Source organism: Bradyrhizobium sp. IAR9 (assembly GCF_013408065.1).
Classification (GTDB): domain Bacteria; phylum Pseudomonadota; class Alphaproteobacteria; order Rhizobiales; family Xanthobacteraceae; genus Bradyrhizobium.
On sequence record NZ_JACBZW010000018.1, the window covers coordinates 48,819 to 71,654 of the forward strand.

Consider the following 22,836-nt stretch of genomic DNA (forward strand, 5'->3'; position numbering starts at 1 on the left):
CGCGTCGCCTCGCATGGCGGTGTCGGCGCGGTCGAGGGCGAACCGTCTTTAACAAGATGCTCGCTGCGGAGACTATTGATGCCCGACGACCGCGAACGCCTGATCCGCGACCTCTTCGCCGCCTATCTCGCCAACGACCGGCAGCGGGTCGCCGACGCACTGGCCGACGATTTCCGCTTCACCAGCCCGTTCGACGACGACCTCGACAAGGCGACCTATTTCGAACGCTGCTGGAGCGACAGCGGCTGGATCGCACGGCATGACATCGAGCGCATCTTCGTCCGGGGCGAGGAAGCCTTCGTCACTTATCTCTGCCTTGCGACAGATGGCAGGAGTTTTCGCAACACGGAGTTCTTCACCTTCGCAGGCGGCAAGGTCCGGCGCATCGATGTCTATTTCGGCGCTGCCCGGCGGGATGGTCGTTTCCTGCCGCAGCCGCGCTAGGGCCGGGGCCCTCCAGATTATTTCCGCCGGCGTGTCGGTTCCGTGAGAGTTCGTTCGTCTTGAAGGCGAGCGGGCCTGCGCCTCACGGCGCATCCCGGAACCACCGCAGAAGCCAGGATACGACCCATGCGATTCATGATGTTGATGATCCCGCTCGGCTACGAGGCCGCGCCGCCGGACGTCCAGCTCGATCCCGAGCGCGTCGCGGCGATGATGCGCTATAACGAGGCGCTGAAGGACGCGGGCGTGCTGATCACGCTCGATGGCCTGCATCCGCCGTCGATGGGCGCGCGGGTTTCATTTGCGACCGGCGAGCCTGTCGTGACCGACGGCCCATTCGCTGAAGCCAAGGAAGTCCTTGGCGGCTATTGGATGATCGAGGTCGCCTCGCGCGCAGAGGCGATCGCCTGGGCGAAGAAATGTCCGGCTTCGGCCAACGAGATCATCGAGATCCGGCAAGTCCAGGAGATGAGCGACTTTCCGCCCGACGTGCAGGAGGCCGCGGCCGGTTTCGGCGACCTGAAGAGGTAGCCACAGCGATCGCGATGAAATCGCGTCTGTCGTCAGTCAATCAACAAGGAGAGAACCGATGAGCACCGAACACAAATTCCTCGCCGTCTATCTCGGCAGCATGAGCGGCGAAAAGATGAAGGCCTGGCATGCGATGCCCGAAGCCGAACGGAAGGCAAAAGAGCGCGAGGGCATGGCCGCCTGGCACGGCTGGGTCGAGAAGCATAAGGACGTCATCGTCGAGATGGGCGGCCCGCTCGGCAAGACCCGCCGGATCGACGGACGCGGCATTACGGAGATTAGCAATGCGCTGACCGGCTTCACGGTGGTGCGGGCTGCCTCGCAGGAGGAAGCTGCAAAACTGTTCGAGAACCATCCGCATTTTGCGATCTTCCCGGGCGAGGCGATCGAGGTCATGCCCGTGCTGCCGATTCCGCAGATGTAGCTGCGGACGAGGCCAATTCCGGGTGCGATGCCGTCGCTCAGGCCCGGCATCGCCCGTGAAAGTACGGGGTTAATCACGCCCGATTCCTGCTAGTGACCTTCACCGCCGGCTCATGTAAAGATCGTTCACATGAGCTGGCGCAAGGAGCAGCGCCGCGCCGAGCGCGGCTATCACCACGGAAATCTGAAGGAAGCCCTGTTGCAGGCCGCCCTCGGGCTGATCGCCGAGAAGGGCGCGGCCGGCTTCACCTTCGCCGATGCCGCACGCATGGCCGGCGTCAGCGCAGCGGCGCCCTATCGGCATTTCCGCGACCGTGACGAGCTGTTGTCCTCCATTGCCCAGCGCGGCTTCGAGCAGTTCGAGCAGCGCCTGACCGCGGCCTGGGACGACGGGCGCCCCGACACGGTCACGGCGTTCGAGCGCGTCGGCAAAGCCTATCTCGCCTTCGCCCGTGAGGAGCCCGCGTTCTACAACGCGATGTTCGAATCGGGCGTGCCGGTCGATGCCAATCCCGCACTTCAGGCCGCCAGCGAACGCGCCTTCAACATCATTCGCGCGGCAGCCGAGCGGCTCGCGGCGCTGACGCCGCCGGGTACGCCGCGGCCGCCGGCGATGATGATGGCGCTGCACATCTGGTCGATGGCGCACGGCGTGGCTTCGCTGTTCTCCCGTGGCGACGCCGCGCGACGAAAACTGCCGATGTCGCCGGACGAGCTGCTCGAGGCCGAGGTGCTGATCTATCTGCGCGGCCTCGGCTTCCCGACCGACCGTCGTCCTGCGGGCAAGGGCGCCGAGCCGCCGCCGGTGCCCCCGGAGGTGCCCTCCGGTTCAGGCGTGCCGCCCGGCGGCACTCCAGGTGGTCCTTGGGGCAAGCCGAAATAAAATTACCCAAATGATCACGCGGGCGTGTCTGGCGGCCAGCTTGACAAAATCGCGGGATGGTCTAGCTATGTAAATGTTATTTACATTCACAACGGCGCTGGTGCCGTGATGGAGATGGGAAATGGCCTACACCGCTGACGTTAATCGCTGGCGCGGCCCTTCGGACCAATACCAACAGTACGAACGTCCCCGCATGCTCGATACGCCCTGGCATCCCGGCTGGATCGCCGTGACCATCCTCGGCTTCATCATCTGGTGGCCGATCGGACTTGCCCTTCTCTTTTTCACACTCGGGAGCAGAAGAATGTCGTGCTGGAGCCACCAAGATCGCTGGCAGAACAAGATGGAAAAGATGCAGTACAAGATGGACCGCATGCGCGGCCGCATGGAGCGCCGCGGCTTCGGCTTTGGCTTCGGCCCCCCGTCCTCCGGCAACCGCGCCTTCGACGAGTACCGCACCGAGACGCTGCAGCGGCTCGAGGAGGAGCAGGTCGAGTTCAAGAACTTCCTCGACCGTCTGCGTCACGCCAAGGACAAGGAAGAGTTCGACCAGTTCATGGCGCAGCACAAGACGCGTCCGACCCCGCCGCCGACCGACCAGCAGCAGGGCTGACCTTCAAGGCTGACTGACACCTCTCAAAGCCTTCAGGCGCATGCCCCCAAAGTCCTGATGGCCCCGAGCCGCCCGTCTGCGCAACCCGCAGGCGGGCGGTTTGGTTTTTGGGTTCAATCTCTCGCGCGCGCGAGAGAGAGCAGGCGTTGGCCGGTTTCGGCCGCCATCATTGTTCGCATTGCTCGTCGTGCCGGGCCTAGCCCTGTCGCGAGATGCGGGTTGCAATTGATGGCAGCGGCAACTGGCAGTCACTAAACCGGACGTTGCTGCAAAATGCCGCCCGACTGGGGCAATGCGGCCTGTCCCGAAATCGAATCTCCTCTTGCAACCAAAGGGTGCTGTGCATAGTCTAAGTACGTTTTCACTCGATGATATTTCGCTGAATATTTATTAGGGAGTATTTTCGTGCGGATCGTAACGATCGTTCGGAAGGTAGCCCCTCGCTGCTATCCCAATTACCTCAAGGCTTTTGAAGACGGCGACGAAATCTTCGACCGCTTCAAGATCAACACGCCGCTTCGCATCGCGCACTTCCTCGCTCAGGCGCTATATGAAACCGGCCGCGGTACCGTTCTGTTCGAGAGCCTCAAGTACAAAACCACGGCGCGCCTTCTCGAGATTTTCGGCATCGGCCATCATAGCGCGGCCATCCGGCCCGACGAGGTCGATCAATATCTCAACAATGATCGTGCCTTGGCCGAGCGCGTCTATGGACTGGGTAATCCGAAGAAGGCGAAGGAGCTCGGCAATACCAAGCAAGGAGACGGATACAAATATCGCGGCGGCGGCCTGTTGCAGACGACGGGCGGCGCCAACTACCTGCGCATGGGCAAGCTTGCAGGCGTGGACTTCTACAATAATCCGGATCTGATTGTCGCACCCGAAGCGGCTCTGCTTCCCGCCCTGCACGAATGGAATGAGGGAGGCCTGAACGCGTATGCGGATCGGAACGACATCCGTACGATCACGCGGCTCATCAACGGTGGCTACAACGGCCTGAGCGGACGCACGGAGCTCTTCGAGATCGTGTGGAGCGCAGTAGGCAAGAGCGGCGCGAACCAGGTGGCCTGGAAAGCCGCAACCACGTCGGATGAAACGCGCGAGCTTCAGGAGGCCCTGAACGATCTCGGGGCTGAGCCGGCGCTTGTCGTGGATGGACGATATGGTCCCGCCACCGCGCAGGCGGTCGAGTGGTTTCAAAACCACGCCAAGATTCCGGTCGATGGAAATGCAGGCGTGGTGACGCAGGCGGCGTTGAATCTCCGCCTGAATTCCCGGACGGCTTCAGAGCGCCCCTGAGAGCGTGCCGCCTTTTGACGCGCGAAGTTCGCCGGAGCTTCGCGAATAGATGTCTCGATTATTGAGGGCCGAATTTTAGCAAGTTCATTGCGCAGAAGGAATTGAGCATGACCGACGGCGAAAAGATGCTGAAGCTGGCCGAGTCCCGCATCGGCGAGAAATACGTCAATGTCTGCGTTCCCAAGAACAACAAGAACTGGCACGGTCCATGGGACTGCGCGGAGTTCATGTCCTGGCTGGTGTATCAGGTCGGTGGAATCCTGTACGGATGCGTCGACGACAACGGCAATCCTGCAACGGTCGAAGCCTATACGGGCGCCTGGAAGAGCGATTCACAAAAACTCGGAAAGCGCGTGCCGTGGCGGCAGGCAGCTTCAACGGTGGGAGGCATTCTTCTCCGCTACCCGCCCGGACCGGGCATGATGGGGCACATCGTCGTTTGTGACGGCGAGGGCGGCACCGTGGAGGCGATGGGCACCGCTTATGGCGTTCGTCGCGGCAAGGTGTCGGGCCGGAATTGGGATACCGGCGTCTTGCTGCCGAACTTTACGTATGGGGCGGCGGGTGGAGCACTCGACCTGGCTGAGCCGAGCCAGCTGTATGCGCTTGGGCAGCCGAACATGAAGGCGTCCGTCATTCGGGACATTCAACGCGCTTTGAAAGAGCTGGGATTCAATCCGGGGCCGATCGACGGTGAATACAATGACCTGACGGTGGCGGCGGTCGCAGCGTTTCAGGCGACCAAGGGACTCATTGTCGACGGACAGGTAGGACCGCAGACCGCCAAACGGTTGAAGGTCGAACTCTAGGGATCGGCGGGATTCTCTCACCTGCCGCGCGCGCGACGGAAGCGTCCCGGCGCCATGACACGCGCCGGGCTGCATCACATGATCGCCGGCTTCAGCGCGCGGTGGCGAGCTGCGCGTGAACCGAAGCCAGGAAGTGTTCGTAGGCGTGATCCACGATCTCGTTGAGCGATCGCGTTCGTGCGAACATCGCCTTGGCCTCGGCGAGAAACTCCTCGCGGGTCGGTATCTTCGGCAGATGCAGGTGTGTCAGCGCGTCGACGCCGTCATGCGCGCGATTGAGGATGTCGTGCAGCGTTGGCAGCTGCAGCTGGGTCGGGTCGGCGCGGTGCAGCGCCGAAGAGATCGCATGGGCAAGCTTCGGCGCGTCGAACCGCCCGGCAAGCTCGCGTGCGGCCCGATTGATGACGCGGGCGCCGAGCGGCTGCTCGTTGCGCAGCACCTGTTCGGGCGGCGCCTTCATGTTCCAGACGATTCCGAACCAGGACAACACCTTCAGCACGTAATAGGTGACGTCGATCTCCCACCAGCGAAAACCCTGCCGCACGCTGCTCTGATAGGCGTGGTGATTGTTGTGCCAGCCCTCGCCCATGGTGAGCAGCGCCAGCAGCCAGTTGTTGCGGGAGTCGTCGCCCGTCACGTAGCGCTTGCGTCCGTGCACATGGGCCAGCGAATTGATGCAGAAGGTCGCGTGATAGACCAGCACCGTGCTCCACAGGAAGCCGACGATCAGACCCGACCACCCCGCCGCCATGAAGCAGAGCGCTGCAAGCACGAAGGCCGGCAGCAGCTCCAGCCGATGCAGCCACATCAGCTCGGGAAAGACCGTGAGATCGCCGACTTTCACGAGATCAGTCCCATCGTGCTCCCGGTAAAAGATCCAGCCGAGATGGCTGTACAGGAAACCGCGCTGCCGCGGCGAATGCACATCCAGTTCGGTGTCGGAATGCAGATGATGATGCCGGTGCTTGGCCGCCCACCACAACACGCTCTTCTGCGCGGTGCTTTGCGCAAGGCAGGCCAGGATGAACTGAAACACGCGGCCGGTGGCGAAAGCCCGATGCGAGAAATAGCGGTGATAGCCCGCCCCGATCGCAAACATCCGCACGACATACAGCGCCCCACAGATCGCGACGGCCTGCCACGTGACGCCTGACCAGATCGCCGCAAAGCAACCGAGATGGACCAGCACGAACGGTATGGCGGAGGGGTACATGACGTCGTCGTGGTGGTCGTCGGCGGGCGCGTTGGGCAACATGTTTCAGCGTGACCTCAGGTAACGGGGATCCGGGATTTTGCATCGGCAGCATTGAGGGCTGCCGGGTACGAAAAACCCGCGGGTGGCGGACCACCGCGGGGCTTGAGCGAGCTGCTTTGCGTGATCATCCCGGCCAAAGCAGCGTCGGCCGAAAATTCGACTGACTATATGGTCGCGGATGGCTGGCATGCAAGCTCGTAGCCCCACGGGGAGCTGCGGCATGGTGCTCAGGTAGTCATTGCGGCCGCCGCGTGGCGCGCGGGTTGCCCGCAGCCTATATTCGACACGTGAAGGAAGCACCAAAGCACCACCGGAGGCGGCCTTGATGGCAGCTGCGACCGCAACGAATGATCGTCTCTGGCAGAATATACGCGCGGAGGCGCAGCGTGTGTGCGCATCCGATCCCGTCTTCGGCAAGTCGCTTGCCGATGCGGTGCTGGCGCATGATAGTTTTGCCGCGGCTCTGGCCGATCTGATCGGGCGCAGGCTTGGCGGCAACGCCGCCGAACAGGCACGCTTCACGGCCTTTTCTATCGACGCCTTTCGTGGCGCGCCGGAATTGATCGAAGCGGCCGGCCGCGACTTGCAGGCGATCGTGCTCCGCGATCCCGCCGTCGCCGGCCTGTTGCCGCCGCTGCTGCATTTCAAGGGCTATTTGGCGCTCCAAGCCTGGCGCGTCTCGCACCGGCTCTGGCGTCATGACCAGCGCGACGCGGCGCTGCTGTTGCAGAACGAGGCCTCGAACGTCCTGCAGGTCAGCATTCATCCCGCCGCGACCCTTGGATCGTCGGTGTATCTCGACCACGCCACCGGCATCGTGATCGGCGCCAATGTCGTGATCGGCGACGAGGTCACCATCCTTCAGAACGTCAGCATCGGGCGCCATGGCGACTTGCCGATGCGCTCGCCTCGCATCGGCCGCGGCGTCTTCATCGGCTCCGGCGCGACCATCCTCGGCGACATCGAGGTCGGCGATTTCGCCAAGATCGGCGCCGGGACGGTCGTGATCAGTGACGTGCCCGCCGGCTGCACGGCAATCGGCAATCCCGCGCGTCTGACCAACTGCCCCGAACCCGCTTCCGCGGCCTGACGCTCACCGAGAGCGCGACGTTCCAATCCATGCGCCCGCGCAAAAAGACAGGCGCCTTAGAACCGAATCGCGATGAGGCCCGACCAAGCCCCGACGGCGCCTTTTCGCCTGCGCCGACGGGTACGACCATGACCACTATTGTATGCAAGGAGACCAGGCAGCGCATCGCGCTGCTTGCGCGTGCCTCGGACCTGTTCGAACGGTTCGGATGCTTGCTGCCGGTCGCGATCGCGTTCCTCAATGGTTGGCCGACCGAGGTCAAGACCTATCAGGAGTTCGTGGAAAGCGGTGCGTGGCACGTCTTTCTCAGCGGCGCCCTCTATCAGCTTGCCGCCTTCGCGCTTGGGCGCGCTGTTTCGTTTGCGGAAGCGGGGCTGGACCCATGATCCTGCTCCGCGACTTTGCGCTCTTTGTTCTGCCTGTGCTGATCGCGGCAGGCGGCTGGCTCTATGTGCTCAGCCTGCGCCGGCGAGCTCGCCCGTAACGCGATCGCTGGTTTCAGGCGGCGCGACGATGGCTCTCGCCGCCATGCTGGGGCGTGACCGGCTCCGAACTGGTCTGGCCCGGCGCATCCAGCACCGCGACGTGATGACGGTAGACCATCTCCCAGCCCTTCCATCCCGTGAACAGGAGGATGCCGACCACGATCAGGGAGAGCACCACGCCCCACGGCTTGATCGCAGCCTCGGCGCCTTGGGCGTAGCGCAGGTAGAAATTGATCAGGGCCAGCACGACCGCCCCGAGATTGCCGACCATGTGGTACCAGGCATCGTTGAGGCGGCGGATGCGGGGCTCGCTGAAGAAGTCCGTAAAGCCGGCCACGGCCGCGACGAGCGCCATGACGATGCCAGCCCCGATCAGCCACATCGCGGCTCTGGCCCAGAAATTGTCGCCGGTTCCGATGAAGGCGAGATCGGCGATGGGCGCGCCGACCAGACATGCGACCGGGAACGGGATGAGCATGGGGTGGAGCGGGTGATCGCCGATCGCGGCGGTCGTCTTGGGGTTGATGGTCATGGCAGGACCTCGCGGAAAGTGATTTTTGGGACAATTTTTCGGGCGAGGGCTGGTTCCTCCGGACCAGGTGTCCGGACCCAAGCCGATCCAACTGCCTGCGCGGTCTACCTTTCCCGCAGCCAAATTTGCCTGCGGTAACCTCGCATTAACCAACGCCGGGCTCTGGTAAGGGCGGACAGTCGCGCCCAAAGCCCGAAGCCGAGACCCGTCAAGGCCCGGGGCCAAAGGCCCATAGTTTTGACATCTTGGCAGGGAATGCAGACGGCCGGCTTTGGACGAGCCCCTGCACCCAGAAAGACAAGGCTTTGAGCGGGCTTGCCGGCCGCGCCGGTTCTAGCGCGGCCATTGGGGAACCGGCAGCCATTTGCTGGCCGGCACATCGGGTAACGATCGCCTTGAGAGGATACTGCTTATGAATCCGGCCGACGTGGCTCAGTCAGCCCTTCCGGTTGCCGCTTCCGCGGACGTGTCGCTGATCGCGCTGTTCTGGCAGGCTCACTGGATCGTGAAAGCGGTGATGCTGGGACTTCTGTCCTGCTCGGTCTGGGTCTGGGCGATCGCCATCGACAAGATCTTCCTGTTTGCCCGTACCCGCCGCTCGATGGACCGTTTCGAGCAGGCCTTCTGGTCCGGCGAATCGATCGAGGAGCTCTATCGCACCCTCTCGGCCAAGCCGACGCATTCCATGGCCGCCTGTTTCGTCGCCGCGATGCGCGAGTGGAAGCGCTCGTTCGAGAACCAGGCCCGCTCGGTCGCGGGATTGCAGATGCGCATCGACAAGGTGATGAACGTCTCGATCGCGCGCGAGGTCGAACGGCTGGAACGCCGGCTGCTGGTGCTCGCGACCGTCGGCTCCGCCGGCCCCTTCGTCGGCCTGTTCGGCACCGTCTGGGGCATCATGTCGAGCTTCCAGTCGATCGCGGCGTCGAAAAATACCTCTCTGGCGGTCGTCGCCCCCGGTATTGCGGAAGCACTGTTTGCGACCGCGGTCGGCCTTATCGCCGCCATTCCTGCCACTATTTTCTACAATAAGTTCACCTCCGAGGTGAACCGGCAGGCCCAGCGGCTCGAGGGCTTCGCTGATGAATTTTCCGCCATCCTGTCGCGTCAGATCGACGAGCGGGGCTGACGGACGGCATGTATAGTGTGAAGGGCAATTTGGGCACGCGATCATGGCGATGAACGTTGCGAGTTCGTCCGGAGGCGGCGGGCGCCGTGGCCGGCGCAAGCCCGTCGTGGCCGAGATCAACGTCACGCCGATGGTCGACGTGATGTTGGTGCTGCTCATCATCTTCATGGTGTCGGCGCCGATGCTGACGGTCGGCGTGCCGCTCGACCTGCCGCAGACCCAGGCCAAGAGCCTCGAAAACAACGACCAGAAGCCGATCCAGATGTCGATCGACATCAAGGGCAAGGTGTTCATCAACGACGCCGAGATCGCGATCAACGAGCTGGTGCCCAAGCTGAAGGCGATCACCGACGCGCGCGGCGGGCTCGAGGAGCGCATCTATCTGCGTGCCGACAAGAAGGCGGATTACGGCACGGTGGCCAGGGTGATGGGCCAGTTGTCCGGCGCCGGATTCAAGAAGCTCGCCCTCGTCACGGAAGCGGATCAGGGATAGGCCGGTGAAGGTGAACGTCGACAAGACACTTGTTGCGTCGATTGCCCTGCATGTCCTCGTGCTGGGATGGGGCCTCGTCACCTTTAGCAGCAAGGCCTACGTCGCGCCGGAAGAGTCGCTCCCGATCGACATCATCTCCACCGATCAGCTCGCGAAGATGATGGCCGGGCAGAAGACCGGCAAGAAGGAAGAGCCCAAGCCCAAGGTCGAGAAGATCGCCGAGCCCAAGCCGGAGGAAGACGCCGTCGGCAAGGTCACCGAGAAGAAAGAGCTGATCAAGACCAATTCGCAGCCAGAGCCGCCGCCGAAGCCGGTCGAGAAGCCGGTGGAGAAGAAGCCCGAGCCGCCGAAGCCCGTCGCCGAGGCGAAGCCGAAGGAAGAGCCGAAGCCGCAGGAAAAGAAGCCTGATCCGGCCAAGGAAGATCCGATCGCCGAGCTGCAGAAGAAGCTGGAGACCAAGAAGCCGCCGCCCAAGCCCGTGGAGCAGAAGGTTGCGGCGGTGCAGCCGCAGCAGCAGCCGAAGCCCAAGGAGCGCAGCTTCGATCCCGCGCAGATCCAGCGCGACCTCGACAAGCGCGCCGCGACCCGGCACGAGCTCACGGGAACGGCGCTGAACGCGTCGGCCTCGCTGGGATCGGCGACCGGGACTGCTGCCAACAACGTTGCGACATGGCGCGGTGCGTTCCAGGGCGCGGTCAAGCGCTGCTTCACGCCGACCTATAACGGGCAGGATGCCGACCAGTACGAAGCCGACATCGACATTCCCATGAAGATCGACGGATCGCTGGCGTCCGAGCCCATCGTGGTCGCGGTGAGGGGACCGTCGCGGTCGATCGCCCAGGCGGTGGCGGAGAGCGCCAAGCGCGCCATCGTGCAGTGCCAGGTCTACTCGTTCATGCCGAAGCAGCAGTACGAGAGCTGGAAGCTCATTCCGATGACTTTCGGCCTGAAAGATATGTTGTGACATCCGAACAAAAGAATTTTGCAATGAATGACGTCCGATCGATGAACCGCCGCCGCTTCATGACCCTGACCGGATCGACGCTCGCGATGCTCGGGGGCGGACGTGCCTTCGCTCAAGGCCAGGACGGCCGCATCCGCATCGACCCCAATGCATTTCAGCCGATTCCGATCGCGATCACCGGCTTCGTGCCGGGCTCGCCGTCCGACGGCGACGTCGGCAACGGCGTCACGCAGGTCATCACCAACAATCTCAAGCGTTCGGGCCTGTTCGCGCCGATCGACCAGGCCGCCTTCATCGAGCGCATCAGCAACATCGACGTCGCGCCGCAATTCCAGAACTGGAAGACCCTCAACGCGCAGGCCCTCGTCACCGGCCGCATGACGCGGCAGTCAGACGGACGGCTGAAGGCCGAATTCCGTTTGTGGGACGTGGTCTCCGGCCAGCAGCTTGCCGGGCAGCAATATTTCACCTCGCCGGAATATTGGCGCCGCATCGCCCACATCATCTCCGACCAGATCTACGAGCGGATGACCGGCGAGAAGGGCTATTTCGACAGCCGCGTGGTGTTCGTGGACGAAAGCGGTCCGAAGGAGCGCCGCGTCAAGCGGCTCGCGATGATGGACCAGGACGGTGCCAATGTGCGCTACCTGACCCGCGGCTCCGACCTCGTGCTGACGCCGCGCTTCTCGCCGAACTCGCAAGAGATCACCTATATGGAGTTCGGCCAGGGCGATCCGAAGGTCTATCTGTTCAACATCGAGACCGGCCAGCGCGAGATCGTCGGCAACTTCCCGGGCATGACCTTTGCTCCGCGCTTCTCGCCGGACGGCCAGCGCGTCATCATGAGCTTGCAGCAGGGCGGCAATTCCAATTTGTTCGTGATGGATCTGCGCTCGCGCTCGACCACGCGCCTCACCGACACGCCGGCGATCGACACGTCTCCGTCTTACTCGCCGGATGGCACCCGCATCTGCTTCGAGTCCGATCGCGGCGGCAGGTCGCAGATCTACGTGATGGGGGCGGGCGGCGGACAGGCGCAGCGCATCTCCTTCTCCAAGGACGATACCAACGCCAGCTACTCGACCCCGGTGTGGTCGCCGAAGGGCGATTACATCGCCTTCACCAGGCAGGGCGGTGGACAGTTCTCGATCGGCGTCATGAAGCCGGACGGCTCCGGCGAGCGGCTGCTCACCTCCGGCTTCCACAACGAAGGGCCGACCTTCTCGCCGAACGGCCGCGTGCTGATGTTCTTCCGCGATCCCGGCGGCAGTGGCGGGCCGTCGCTGTACAGCGTCGACATCTCTGGCCGCAACGAGCTCAAGGTGCCGACGCCGGGCTTCGCCTCCGACCCCGCGTGGTCGCCGCTGCTGTCCTCGACGGCGGGCTGACAAGAGAACGCTAAAACATCGCGCGTTCAGACGCGCGATGTTGTCGAAAAACGCGCCGATTTTTTCGACTTCTCGGCGCCAAGCAAGCTTTCCTTCACCTTGCGCCCGGCAAGGCTTGCCTAGTTGCTTGATATTTAAGCGGAAATCGGTTCGCTGATACCGAAAAACAACTCGACTTTAACGATGTTCCCTCAGAAAGACTTCATCTGGGCTGGGTAAGACTACGCGCCAAACAGGACGCGTAACAAGCCAATGCAACTGGCCGACCAGAAGCAGAGTGATCGAGACGAGCTGGAGCCGATACTCTACGCCGCTCTCATCAACTCCATGGTGCAGAATTTCTGGGCGATCTTCTTCGGCTCGGCCTCCGCGGCCGTGGCCGCGGTGATGACTGCGTTGAAGACGGGCGATGTCTGGCTGTGGCCGCTCGCGTTCCTGCTGATCGCCATCGGCACCGCGCGCGCGTTCCAGATGCGCGGATATGAAAACCGCACCCAGGTGCTGTCATTCGAAGAGGCCAAGCACCTGGAGCCGCGTTACTGGATCGGCGCGCTGAGTTATGCGGCCGTGCTCGGTGTGTGGGCCTTCGTCGTCATCTACAACAACAACGATCCGGTCGCCGACATGCTCTGTGTGGCCATCGGCATCGGCTACACTGCGGGCGGCGCCGCCCGCAATTACGGGCAGCCGCGGGTGATCCAGTGGCACGTCGCACTGGCCTGCGGTCCGATGTCGCTCGCCCTGCTGCTGCACGGCGGCTTCTACCACATCGGTCTTGCCATCCTGCTGGTGTTCTTCTTCATCGGGCTGAAGAACATCAACCTCAGCCTGCATGCGATCTTCGTCAAGGCGCTGACCTCGAGCTTCCGCGAATCCGCGCTGGCGAGCCAGTTCGACACCGCGCTCAACAACATGCCGCATGGCTTGTGCATGTTCCGCGCCGACGGCCGCCTTGCGGTGATGAACCATCGTTTCGGCGAGCTGATGGCCTTGCCCGAGGACCTCGTCAAGCGCGGCGCCACCGCCGCCGATATCGCGGCGGCCTGCGTTTCCGCCGGGTCGATCTCGGCGGAGAGCGGCGATCAGATCCTGGCCGAGATCGAGCATGCACGGATCTGCGAGATCGTCACCGCGGATCCGGATTCCTCGCGCGGCCGCACCCTGGCCTGGACGTTCCAGCCGATGACCGGCGGCGGCACGGTGCTGCTGCTGGAAGACATCACCGAACGCACCAATGCGGAAGCCCGCATCAGCCATCTCGCCCGTTATGACGAGCTCACCGCGCTGCCCAACCGTGTCAGCTTCCACGACGAGATCGAGCGGCTGCTGAAGAATTCGCATCATGCCGAGCGGCTGTCCGCGCTGCTCTTCGTCGACCTCGACCAGTTCAAGCAGGTCAACGACACGCTCGGTCATCCCTGCGGCGACCAGCTGCTGTGCGCCGTCGCCAACCGTCTGCGCGAGATGCTGCGCCCCGAAGATTTCGTCGCCCGTTTCGGCGGCGACGAATTCGTCGTGTTCCAGCAGAACATCTCCTCGCCCGAGGACGCCGCCGCGCTGGCCCGCCGCATCGTCGAGCGGCTGAGCGAGCGCTACCGCATCGACAATCATTTGGTCGAGATCGGCGCCAGCGTCGGCATCGCGCTGACCTCGCCGGGCGATGCCAGTGCCGATACGCTGCTCAAGAATGCCGACATGGCGCTGTACCGCGCCAAGGCCGACGGCCGCGGCACCTTCTGCTTCTTCCGCGACGAGATGGCGGCGACCGTCGAGGCCCGCCGCATCCTCGAGCTCGACCTGCGCAAGGCGCTCGCCAACGAGGAATTCGAGCTGTTCTACCAGCCGCTGGTCAATCTGAAGTCCGGCAAGATCACCACCTGCGAGGCGCTGCTGCGCTGGAATCATCCGGTGCGCGGCACGGTCTCGCCGATCGACATCATCCCGGTCGCCGAGGACATGGGCCTGATCGTCGATCTCGGCCGCTGGATCCTGCGCCGCGCCTGCATGGAATGCATGAAGTGGCCGGAGGGCGTCAGCGTCGCCGTCAACTTCTCGCCGCAGCAATTCCACCAGCGCGACGTGCTGAGCGAAATCCGCTACGCGCTGGAGGTGTCGGGCCTGCCGGCGCATCGGCTGGAGATCGAGATCACCGAGTCCTCCCTGCTGCGCAACACCCAGCTGACCCACGACATCCTGTCGCAATTGCATGCGCTCGGCGTGCGCATTTCGCTCGACGATTTCGGCACCGGCTATTCCAGCCTCAGCTATCTGCACAATTTCCCGATGCAGAAGGTGAAGATCGACCGATCCTTCCTCGAAGGCATCGACACCGACCGCCCGCTGACGCTGCTGCGCGGCGTGGCGCGGCTGTCCGCCGATCTCGGCATGGCCGTCGTGGTCGAAGGCATCGAGACCAATGAGCAGCTCGATCTGATCAGCGCCGACGGCACCGTCTCCGAGGCGCAAGGCTATCTGTTCAGCCGTCCGGTGCCCGCCGTGCGGATGCGCCAGCTGCTCAACGCCTCGCATGGACGGCGCGGCGAAGGCCAGCTCCACGTCGCCAGCTCGCGCTCCTTCGCTTAAGTCCGTTTCTCAAAACGTCCCAACATTTCAGGCTGTTGCAGGGTACCGTAGTGCTACGGTGGTTAACCCTAACCGTTCGATTGCTTTGCATACTTGTTAAGAAGGTGTTAATAAATCATGGCGCGCGCGCAAGTTGTCTTGCGGGAATTGCCTTTGAATGTCGCGACGTGAGTGTGGGTAAGGAGTTGGAATGCAGTCCTCAGCCAGATCTGTCATTTCGGCTGTTGGACGGGGAGCGGAGCTTCTGACCGACGTCGATTATCATCTTGCGGAAACCGTCGCTGAGAAGGAGGAGATCTACAATCTCCGCTACCGCGCCTATCTGCGGGAGGGCGCGGTCAAGCCCTCCGCCGATGCGCGGGTGACCGACCGCTACGACGAGCTGCCGAACGCGTGGACCTTCGGCGTCTATCTCCATGGCGAGCTCTGCAGCTCGGTGCGCATCAGCGTGCTGACATCGGAATGGCGCGAGTCCACCTCGGCCGATGTCTTCCCCGACATCCTGCTGCCGCGGCTCGACCGCGGCGAGGTCATGATCGACCCGACCCGCTTCGTCGCCGATCCCGACCAGGTCAAGCGGGTTCCGGAATTGCCCTATCTGACGACGCGTCTCGCGTACATGGCCTGCGAGCATTTCAGTGCCGATCTCGGTCTCGCCATCGTGCGTCCCGAGCATCAGGCTTTCTACCGGCGGGTGTTCCTGCACGAGACCATCGCCGAGCCCCGCCTGGTTCCCGGCCTCACCAAGCCGTTCGGACTGATGGCCGCGGATTTCCCGACGTTCCGCAAGAAGGTGTTCGAGCGTTATCCGATCATGCGGTCGACCGCCTTCGAGCGGCGGATGCTGTTCGGGCGCGGCGGCCAGCGCCAGGTGCCGCAGCGACCGGTGCTCGTGGCGGACGCCGCGCACGCCTGAAGTCGGCGGTGGCGCGGATGCGGCTCCAGGTTTGAGCCTGGGCTCGGCCTTTTGCCCGTCACCCTTTACCCGTCGCGCGTCGCCACCATCACGTCCTGGGCCCCAAATTCAGGCGAAAGCCGGCGTTTTTGCCGGGCGGTGCGACTTGCCTTCACCCTCGCGCCACATTTACAACCCATTAACCATGACGGGTGCTTTTCGCTGGTTGGGGGCATTTGATCGGCTGAGGCAAGGTTCCGTCAAGGTTGACGGAACGTTCGCTTAACCAACCCCCTGTAGACCGGACAGCAGTGGACTAACGTGAGCGTGGAGGCTCCGGAATGAAACATCCTATGCGTATCCTCCAGGGATTGAAGCTGGTCGCGGTGCTCGCCGTCGCGCTGTCGATGGGCGCCTGCGCCAACAAGAATGCTGCGACGGATGCGATGGCCAATGCGGCAACGCCTGGCAGTCAGCAGGATTTCGTCGTCAACGTGGGTGACCGCGTGTTCTTCGAAAGCGACCAGACCGATCTGACCCCGCAGGCGATCGTGACCCTGGAGAAGCAGGCGCAGTGGCTGCAGACCTATCCGCGCTACAGCTTCACCGTCGAAGGCCACGCCGACGAGCGCGGCACCCGCGAATACAACATCGCGCTCGGCGCCCGCCGTGCCCAGTCGGTGCGTTCGTTCCTCGCCTCGCGCGGCATCGATCCGAACCGCATGCGCACGATCTCCTACGGCAAGGAGCGGCCGGTCGCCGTCTGTAACGACATCTCCTGCTGGTCGCAGAACCGTCGTGCCGTCACCGTGCTGAACGCGAGCTCCTGACGCCGAGATACTGGCTCTCAGTCAGGCGCCGTTCATCTTCCAAGACCGATTATGCCGGCGCCCTCTCGGGCGCCGGTTTCGTTTCAGCAATCCGTGACAGAATCCCCGTGGTGCCAGACACATTTTTGGCGTACTCCCCTTCAATGTGTGGCGCGTCGCATGTTCCGTCGCAGGCCATTTCGCTTTCGTCGTCAGGGCAAGATGTCATCCAGATTTAAGGTCTTTACAGGCGCCGTGGCCATCGCCGCGCTGCTCCCCTTGTGCACGCCCGTCTTCGCCCAGACCGATGATGATCCCGAGATGCGGATCGAGCGGCTGGAGAACCAGCTGCGCCAGCTCACCGGCCAGAACGAAGAGCTGCAATACCGCAACCGCCAGCTCGAAGAGCGGCTGCGGGCGCTCGAGGGCGGCGCCCAAGGCGCGCCCGGACAGGCGCCCAACGTCGCGGCGATGCCGCCCGCCCAGGTCGGACCAGGTCAGGTCGCGCCCGGCTATCGCCAGCAGCCGCAGCAGCAGGCCGTGCAGCCGAATTACGAGCAGCCGCAGAGCGCCGCTCCGGCGCCGATCATTCAGGAGCAGCCGGCGCCCGGCGCTCCCGGCACGCGTCGCCGCGGCGATGCCTTCGATCCGAGCCAGAACCCGAACGCGCCCGGTGCGCCGCGCGCGCTCGGCGGCGGCCCGCAGCCGATGCCGTCGGGAGCACCAGGCGGCCGCGGCGCCGGCGAGCCGCTCGATCTCGCCAACACCGGCCCCCGTTATCAGCAGCAGGCCGCTCCCCCGGCCGCGCAGCCCGGCTATCCGCCGGCCCAATCCGGCTATCCGCCGCCGGCTGGCGGCGCCGGCCTGACCACCCTGCCGCCCTCGGCGACGCCGCGCGACGAGTTCGACCTCGGCATCGGCTACATGCAGCGCAAGGACTACGCGCTCGCCGAGCAGACCATGAAGAACTTCACGCAGAAATATCCGAGCGACCCGCTGCTCGGGGACGCGCAATACTGGCTCGGCGAGAGCTACTTCCAGCGCCAGCAATATCGGGACTCCGCGGAAGCCTTCCTCGCCGTCACCACCAAATATGAAAAATCGGCCAAGGCTCCGGATGCGCTGCTGCGGCTCGGCCAGTCGCTCGCCGCGCTGAAGGAGAAGGAGGCCGCCTGCGCCGCCTTCGGCGAGGTCGGCCGCAAATATCCGCGCGCCTCCGCCGGCGTCAAAGCCGCCGTCGACCGCGAGCAGAAACGGGTGAAGTGCTGACGTCGGGGTCCTGACAATGCGGATGGTGCTGCGCTAGACATCGTAACCATCCGCCTGCGGCAGTCAGGGCCCGCGTCATGTCAGACGATGACAATTCTCCGATCTCGGCACGCGAGGCGAGGCGGCTCTTCGCCGGCCTGAAGCGCGCGCCGGCGCTGGTGCTCGCCGTGTCGGGCGGGCCGGACTCGGTCGCGCTGATGTGGCTCGCGGCGCGCTGGCAGCGCAGTCTTGCGCGCGGCCCGCGTCTCACCGTCGTCACGATCGATCACGGCCTGCGGCGAGAGGCGGCGCGTGAGGCGCGCGAGGTCAAGCGGCTCGCCACTGAGCTCGGATTGCCGCACCGGACCCTGCGCTGGCGCGGCGCAAAGCCGAAGACCGGACTGCCGGCGGCGGCGCGCGAGGCGCGCTACCGCCTGCTCGCGCAGGCCGCGCGTGCCGTCGGCGCGAGCCATGTGCTGACCGCTCACACCCGCGACGACCAGGCCGAGACCCTCTTGATGCGCCTGTTGCGCGGCAGCGGACTTGCCGGGCTGTCGGCAATGGCCTCCCTCAGCGAGCGCGACGGGATCGTGCTGGCGCGTCCGCTGCTCGAGGTCCCGAAGGCGCAGCTGATCGCGACCTTGAGGCGGGCCGGGATCGGCTTTGCCGACGATCCCACCAACCGCGACACCGCCTTCACCCGGCCGCGGCTGCGCGCGCTGCTGCCGCTGCTTGCGGCCGAGGGTGGCGATGCCCGCACGCTGGTGCGGCTCGCGGCCCGGCTGGCGCGGGCCAATGCGGCGGTCGAGGTGCTGGCCGACGGCGCCGAGCGCTTCCTCCGTTTGCGGGATCGCGGCGATGCGCCGCAGGCTGGCGTTCGAAGCTTCGAGGCCGCGACCTTTGCCGGCCTGCCGGAGGAGGTCCGGCTGCGGCTGCTGCTGCGGGCCATCAACGCGCTCGGGCATGAAGGGCCGGCGGAACTCGGCAAGATTGAATCTCTCCTGGCCGTGCTCGACCAGGCCATCGCCGCAAGCCCTCGCGCAGGCGCAAACGGCCGTCCGGCCATGAGGCAGACCCTTGCGGGAGCCTTGATCAGCCTTGCCGGCGGGCGTATCCACATCGCACCGGCGCCGGCCCGGCGTCGCAAGGGCGGATAGGCGCGGGCGTGGGCGGATCATGACACCGGCCAATTCGGCCCCGTGCCGTCAGGACACCTTAACCAGGCAGGAAAAACCCCGGTCAGGTCGCCATTATTTCAGCGGGAATCGCTCTAAGATGGGATAAATAGTCCCATCTCGTTCCCTTGGCAGCGACCGGGGCGGCACCTAAATTGTATGCGTCTAACGATGAGGATTCCTTGGGGATTTCCTCGTAGAGCCCAAGGATGAGGCCGCGATCCGCGCGACCACGAAGGAAGATCGATGAACGCCAATCTGCGCAATTTCGCCCTCTGGGTCATTATTGTCTTGCTGCTTTTGGCGTTGTTCACGCTCTTCCAGAATCCAGGTCAGCGGGCCTCCTCGCAGGACATCGCCTTCTCGCAGCTCCTGAGCGAGGTCGACCGCGGCAATGTGCGCGACGTCGTGATCCAGGGGCCGGACATTCACGGCACCTTCACCAACGGCTCCAGCTTCCAGACCTATGCGCCCAGCGACCCGACGCTGGTGAAGCGTCTCTATGACAGCAAGGTCCAGATCACCGCGAAGCCGCCGGGCGACAACGTGCCGTGGTTCGTCTCGCTGCTGGTCTCCTGGCTGCCGTTCATCGCCCTGATCGGCGTGTGGATCTTCCTGTCGCGGCAGATGCAGGGCGGCGCCGGCAAGGCGATGGGCTTTGGCAAGTCGCGCGCCAAGATGCTGACCGAAGCGCATGGCCGCGTCACCTTCGAGGACGTCGCCGGCGTCGACGAGGCCAAGCAGGACCTTCAGGAAATCGTCGAATTCCTCCGCGACCCCGGCAAATTCCAGCGCCTCGGCGGCCGCATTCCGCGCGGCGTGCTGCTGGTCGGCCCTCCCGGCACCGGTAAGACGCTGATCGCGCGTGCGGTCGCGGGCGAAGCCAACGTGCCGTTCTTCACCATCTCCGGTTCTGACTTCGTCGAGATGTTCGTCGGCGTCGGCGCGAGCCGCGTCCGCGACATGTTCGAGCAGGCCAAGAAGAACGCGCCCTGCATCATCTTCATCGACGAAATCGACGCGGTCGGTCGTCACCGTGGCGCCGGTCTCGGCGGCGGCAATGATGAGCGCGAGCAGACGCTGAACCAGTTGCTGGTCGAGATGGACGGCTTCGAGGCCAACGAGGGCGTGATCCTGATCGCCGCGACCAACCGGCCCGACGTGCTCGATCCCGCGCTGCTGCGTCCCGGCCGCTTCGACCGCCAGGTCGTGGTGCCCAATCCGGATGTCGTCGGCCGCGAGCAGATCCTCAAGGTTCACGTTCGCAAGGTGCCGCTGGCCCCCGATATCAACCTCAAGACCATCGCGCGCGGCACCCCGGGCTTCTCCGGCGCCGACCTGATGAACCTCGTCAACGAAGCAGCTTTGACCGCCGCCCGCCGCAACAAGCGGATGGTGACGCAGGCCGAGTTCGAAGAGGCCAAGGACAAGGTGATGATGGGCGCCGAGCGCAAGTCGCTCGTCATGACCGAGGAAGAGAAGTTGCTGACGGCCTATCACGAGGGCGGCCACGCCATCGTCGGCCTCAACGTCGTCGCGACCGACCCGATCCACAAGGCGACCATCATTCCGCGCGGTCGTGCGCTCGGCATGGTCATGCAGCTCCCCGAGCGCGACAAGCTGTCGATGTCTCTGGAGCAGATGACCTCGCGGCTCGCGATCATGATGGGCGGCCGTGTCGCCGAAGAGCTGATCTTCGGCCGCGAGAAGGTGACCTCGGGTGCGTCTTCCGACATCGAGCAGGCGACACGCCTGGCCCGGATGATGGTGACGCGCTGGGGCCTGTCGGAGGCGCTCGGCACCGTGTCCTATGGCGAAAACCAGGACGAGGTTTTCCTGGGCATGTCGGTGTCGCGCACCCAGAACGCATCGGAGGCGACGGTCCAGAAGATCGACACCGAGATCCGGCGTTTCGTGGAAGAGGGCTACAACGAAGCGACGCGTATTCTCACCGAGAAGCGCGCCGATCTCGAAGCTCTCGCCAAGGGCCTGCTCGAGTTCGAGACACTGAGCGGTGACGAGATCGTCGATCTGCTCAAGGGCAAGAAGCCGAACCGCGAGTCCGTGCTCGAGCCGAGCACGCCGCGCGCCTCCGCGGTGCCCCCGGCCGGCAAGTCGCCGCGCCCGCGGCCCGATGCGGATCCCGGCCTGGAGCCGCAGCCGCAGGCGTAATCGCGGGCGACAGATGAGATTGCAAAACGCGGCGGAAACGCCGCGTTTTTTGTTGGCCGGCGGTTCGTGGATGCAGGGCGTCCCCGGCGCGAGCGAGGCGCGCGGCTTCCGGGGCAAACGCGGGAATCACTAAAGAAGAACTTAACGCTTGCGGCCTATTTTGGCCCGCCATGACTGACCAGGTCGTCCACAGCGCGGTTCAACCGTTTTCGGCACGTGCAGCGCTCCCTTGGGCCGTGGGCCTCGGCGTCTATGCCCTGCTGCTGATCGTTGGGCCGTGGCTGCTCGGTGATCCCGACAGCTATTCTCATATCGAGGTCGGGCGTTGGATCATCGCCCATGGCACCCTGCCGGAGAGCGATCCCTTTTCGTTTTCGAAGCATGGCGCGCCCTGGATCACGTTCGAATGGCTCTCGGAAATCGTCTACGCCGGAGCCTACGCATTGTCCGGCTGGCCCGGCGTCGTCGTCGTCGCAGCAGCGGCGATAGCGCTCGCCTTTGGCCTGTTCACCTTCTTCCTGCTGCGCGAGCTCTCGCCGGCCCTGACGCTGCTGATGGTGATCGCGGCCGTCATCCTGCTGGCGCCGCATATGCTGGCGCGGCCACATGTGCTCGTGCTGCCGGTGATGGTGATCTGGGCGGCCGCCCTGGTGCGCTGCATGGATCGCGGCGGGCCTCCGCCATACTGGGCGCTGCCGCTGCTGGTGCTGTGGACCAATCTGCATGGCAGCGTCGTGCTCGCGCTCGGGCTGATCGGTCCGGCGGTGCTCGAGGCGCTGCTGCGTGAGGAGCGAAGCGAATGGCCGCGCGTGCTGCTGCGATGGCTGCCCTTCTCGGCCCTTGCCCTCGCAGCGTCCTGCCTGACGCCGCACGGGCCGGAGCCGCTGCTAATGCCGCTGACGACGCTCGGCCTCGGCTCTGCGCTCGCCTGGATCGGGGAATGGCGGCCGCAGGATTTCAGCCATGTCGGTGGCTTCGAGTTGCTGCTGCTGGCCGGCATCTTTGCGCTCGCGCGCGGCGTGACGCTGCCGGTCGTGCGGGCCCTGGTGGTGATCGGCCTGCTCCATTTCGCACTGGCGCAGGTCCGCAACGCGGATCTGCTGGCCATGCTGGCGCCGCTCTATCTGGCGGCCCCCTTGGGTCGGAAATTCGGCGGGCGGATCACGGACGATGCGGAGGGGGCGTCGCGTGGCCTGAATCTGGCCGCGTTCGGTGTTCTGATCGCGATGAGCGGGGTGGCGCTGGCGCGCGACATACGGCCGGCTCCCGTCATCACCCCTCAGGCTGCCGTCGCGCAAGCCGACCTCGCCAAGGCGGGGCGCGTGCTCAACGATTATTCCTTCGGCGGCTATTTGATCTTTGCCGGCATTCCCACCTTTATCGATGGTCGCGGCGAACTTTATGGCGGGCCGTTCATCGACCGCTACAATCGTGCCCTGGCGCTGGTCGACCTCGCAGATTTTCTCAAGCTGCTCGACGAATACGACATCGGCGCGACGCTGCTCGCGCCGCGGACACCGGCGGTCGCGATGCTCGACCGGCTGCCGCAGTGGCAACGCGTCTACAGCGACGACGTGGCGGTCGTGCACAAGCGGCGGGATACGCCGCAAAGATAA

At 64.6% G+C, this 22,836-nt stretch carries 22 protein-coding genes; 20 read left to right on the forward strand and 2 right to left on the reverse strand.

Going from position 1 to position 22,836, the window contains the following annotated elements; genetic code table 11:
* The first annotated feature begins 78 nt into the window (after positions 1-78).
* The 7 genes from GGD67_RS34360 to GGD67_RS34390 all read left to right on the forward strand — a co-directional run bounded on the left by GGD67_RS34360 (position 79) and on the right by GGD67_RS34390 (position 5,002).
* Positions 79-444 carry a nuclear transport factor 2 family protein gene (locus GGD67_RS34360; RefSeq protein ID WP_018317759.1) on the forward strand — a complete coding sequence of 122 codons (366 nt, stop codon included), beginning with the start codon at positions 79-81 and terminating at the stop codon, positions 442-444.
* 126 nt (positions 445-570) lie between these two features.
* Positions 571-975, forward strand: coding sequence for a YciI family protein (locus tag GGD67_RS34365; protein ID WP_179738990.1), 405 nt, complete (start codon positions 571-573; stop codon positions 973-975).
* A gap of 58 nt (positions 976-1,033) precedes the next feature.
* Positions 1,034-1,399, forward strand: a complete 366-nt coding sequence (locus GGD67_RS34370) for a YciI family protein (protein ID WP_018317761.1) — start codon at positions 1,034-1,036, stop codon at positions 1,397-1,399.
* A 129-nt stretch (positions 1,400-1,528) separates the two neighbouring features.
* Positions 1,529-2,281 (forward strand): TetR/AcrR family transcriptional regulator, encoded by a 753-nt coding sequence (locus GGD67_RS34375; protein WP_018317762.1) that lies wholly within the window; start codon positions 1,529-1,531, stop codon positions 2,279-2,281.
* A 121-nt stretch (positions 2,282-2,402) separates the two neighbouring features.
* Entirely contained in the window at positions 2,403-2,894 is a 492-nt protein-coding gene (locus GGD67_RS34380; protein WP_018317763.1) for a DUF2852 domain-containing protein, read from the forward strand.
* 405 nt (positions 2,895-3,299) lie between these two features.
* On the forward strand, positions 3,300-4,193 hold the full coding sequence (locus GGD67_RS40015) for a peptidoglycan-binding protein (RefSeq protein ID WP_179738998.1): 894 nt from the start codon (positions 3,300-3,302) through the stop codon (positions 4,191-4,193).
* 107 nt (positions 4,194-4,300) lie between these two features.
* Entirely contained in the window at positions 4,301-5,002 is a 702-nt protein-coding gene (locus GGD67_RS34390) for a peptidoglycan-binding protein (RefSeq protein ID WP_179739000.1), read from the forward strand.
* A gap of 91 nt (positions 5,003-5,093) precedes the next feature.
* On the opposite strand, the gene GGD67_RS34395 is transcribed toward GGD67_RS34390, so the two are convergent.
* Complete coding sequence (locus GGD67_RS34395) at positions 5,094-6,257, reverse strand: acyl-CoA desaturase (RefSeq protein WP_018317766.1); 1,164 nt, start codon at positions 6,255-6,257, stop codon at positions 5,094-5,096.
* Positions 6,258-6,582: 325 nt separating this feature from the next.
* Here GGD67_RS34395 and GGD67_RS34400 point away from each other — a divergent pair, with 325 nt between their 5' ends.
* On the forward strand, positions 6,583-7,347 hold the full coding sequence (locus tag GGD67_RS34400; RefSeq protein ID WP_179739002.1) for a serine acetyltransferase: 765 nt from the start codon (positions 6,583-6,585) through the stop codon (positions 7,345-7,347).
* A 128-nt stretch (positions 7,348-7,475) separates the two neighbouring features.
* A complete protein-coding gene (locus tag GGD67_RS34405; RefSeq protein WP_018317768.1) occupies positions 7,476-7,733 on the forward strand; it encodes a hypothetical protein in 258 nt (85 codons plus the stop codon).
* 112 nt (positions 7,734-7,845) lie between these two features.
* On the opposite strand, the gene GGD67_RS34410 is transcribed toward GGD67_RS34405, so the two are convergent.
* Positions 7,846-8,364 (reverse strand): DUF2231 domain-containing protein, encoded by a 519-nt coding sequence (locus GGD67_RS34410; protein WP_092254683.1) that lies wholly within the window; start codon positions 8,362-8,364, stop codon positions 7,846-7,848.
* A 412-nt stretch (positions 8,365-8,776) separates the two neighbouring features.
* Here GGD67_RS34410 and tolQ point away from each other — a divergent pair, with 412 nt between their 5' ends.
* The 11 genes from tolQ (at position 8,777) to GGD67_RS34465 (ending at position 22,836) form a co-directional block, all read left to right on the forward strand.
* Positions 8,777-9,493, forward strand: a complete 717-nt coding sequence (gene tolQ / locus GGD67_RS34415; protein WP_018317771.1) for a protein TolQ — start codon at positions 8,777-8,779, stop codon at positions 9,491-9,493.
* Positions 9,494-9,536: 43 nt separating this feature from the next.
* On the forward strand, positions 9,537-9,986 hold the full coding sequence (gene tolR, locus GGD67_RS34420) for a protein TolR (RefSeq protein ID WP_018317772.1): 450 nt from the start codon (positions 9,537-9,539) through the stop codon (positions 9,984-9,986).
* Between the two features lie 4 nt (positions 9,987-9,990).
* Positions 9,991-10,950 carry a protein TolA gene (locus GGD67_RS34425; protein WP_179739004.1) on the forward strand — a complete coding sequence of 320 codons (960 nt, stop codon included), beginning with the start codon at positions 9,991-9,993 and terminating at the stop codon, positions 10,948-10,950.
* Between the two features lie 41 nt (positions 10,951-10,991).
* On the forward strand, positions 10,992-12,338 hold the full coding sequence (gene tolB, locus GGD67_RS34430) for a Tol-Pal system beta propeller repeat protein TolB (protein ID WP_179739102.1): 1,347 nt from the start codon (positions 10,992-10,994) through the stop codon (positions 12,336-12,338).
* 252 nt (positions 12,339-12,590) lie between these two features.
* Entirely contained in the window at positions 12,591-14,921 is a 2,331-nt protein-coding gene (locus tag GGD67_RS34435) for a putative bifunctional diguanylate cyclase/phosphodiesterase (RefSeq protein ID WP_018317775.1), read from the forward strand.
* Positions 14,922-15,111: 190 nt separating this feature from the next.
* Positions 15,112-15,837, forward strand: a complete 726-nt coding sequence (locus GGD67_RS34440; RefSeq protein ID WP_179739006.1) for an N-acyl amino acid synthase FeeM domain-containing protein — start codon at positions 15,112-15,114, stop codon at positions 15,835-15,837.
* Positions 15,838-16,157: 320 nt separating this feature from the next.
* On the forward strand, positions 16,158-16,646 hold the full coding sequence (gene pal / locus GGD67_RS34445; RefSeq protein ID WP_018317777.1) for a peptidoglycan-associated lipoprotein Pal: 489 nt from the start codon (positions 16,158-16,160) through the stop codon (positions 16,644-16,646).
* A gap of 201 nt (positions 16,647-16,847) precedes the next feature.
* Positions 16,848-17,894 carry a tol-pal system protein YbgF gene (ybgF, locus tag GGD67_RS34450; protein WP_018317778.1) on the forward strand — a complete coding sequence of 349 codons (1,047 nt, stop codon included), beginning with the start codon at positions 16,848-16,850 and terminating at the stop codon, positions 17,892-17,894.
* A 77-nt stretch (positions 17,895-17,971) separates the two neighbouring features.
* A complete protein-coding gene (tilS, locus tag GGD67_RS34455) occupies positions 17,972-19,030 on the forward strand; it encodes a tRNA lysidine(34) synthetase TilS (RefSeq protein WP_179739014.1) in 1,059 nt (352 codons plus the stop codon).
* 264 nt (positions 19,031-19,294) lie between these two features.
* On the forward strand, positions 19,295-21,220 hold the full coding sequence (gene ftsH, locus GGD67_RS34460) for an ATP-dependent zinc metalloprotease FtsH (protein WP_018317780.1): 1,926 nt from the start codon (positions 19,295-19,297) through the stop codon (positions 21,218-21,220).
* Between the two features lie 170 nt (positions 21,221-21,390).
* The gene (locus GGD67_RS34465; protein ID WP_179739017.1) at positions 21,391-22,836 is read left to right on the forward strand and encodes a hypothetical protein; all 1,446 of its coding nucleotides are present in this window, start codon (positions 21,391-21,393) and stop codon (positions 22,834-22,836) included.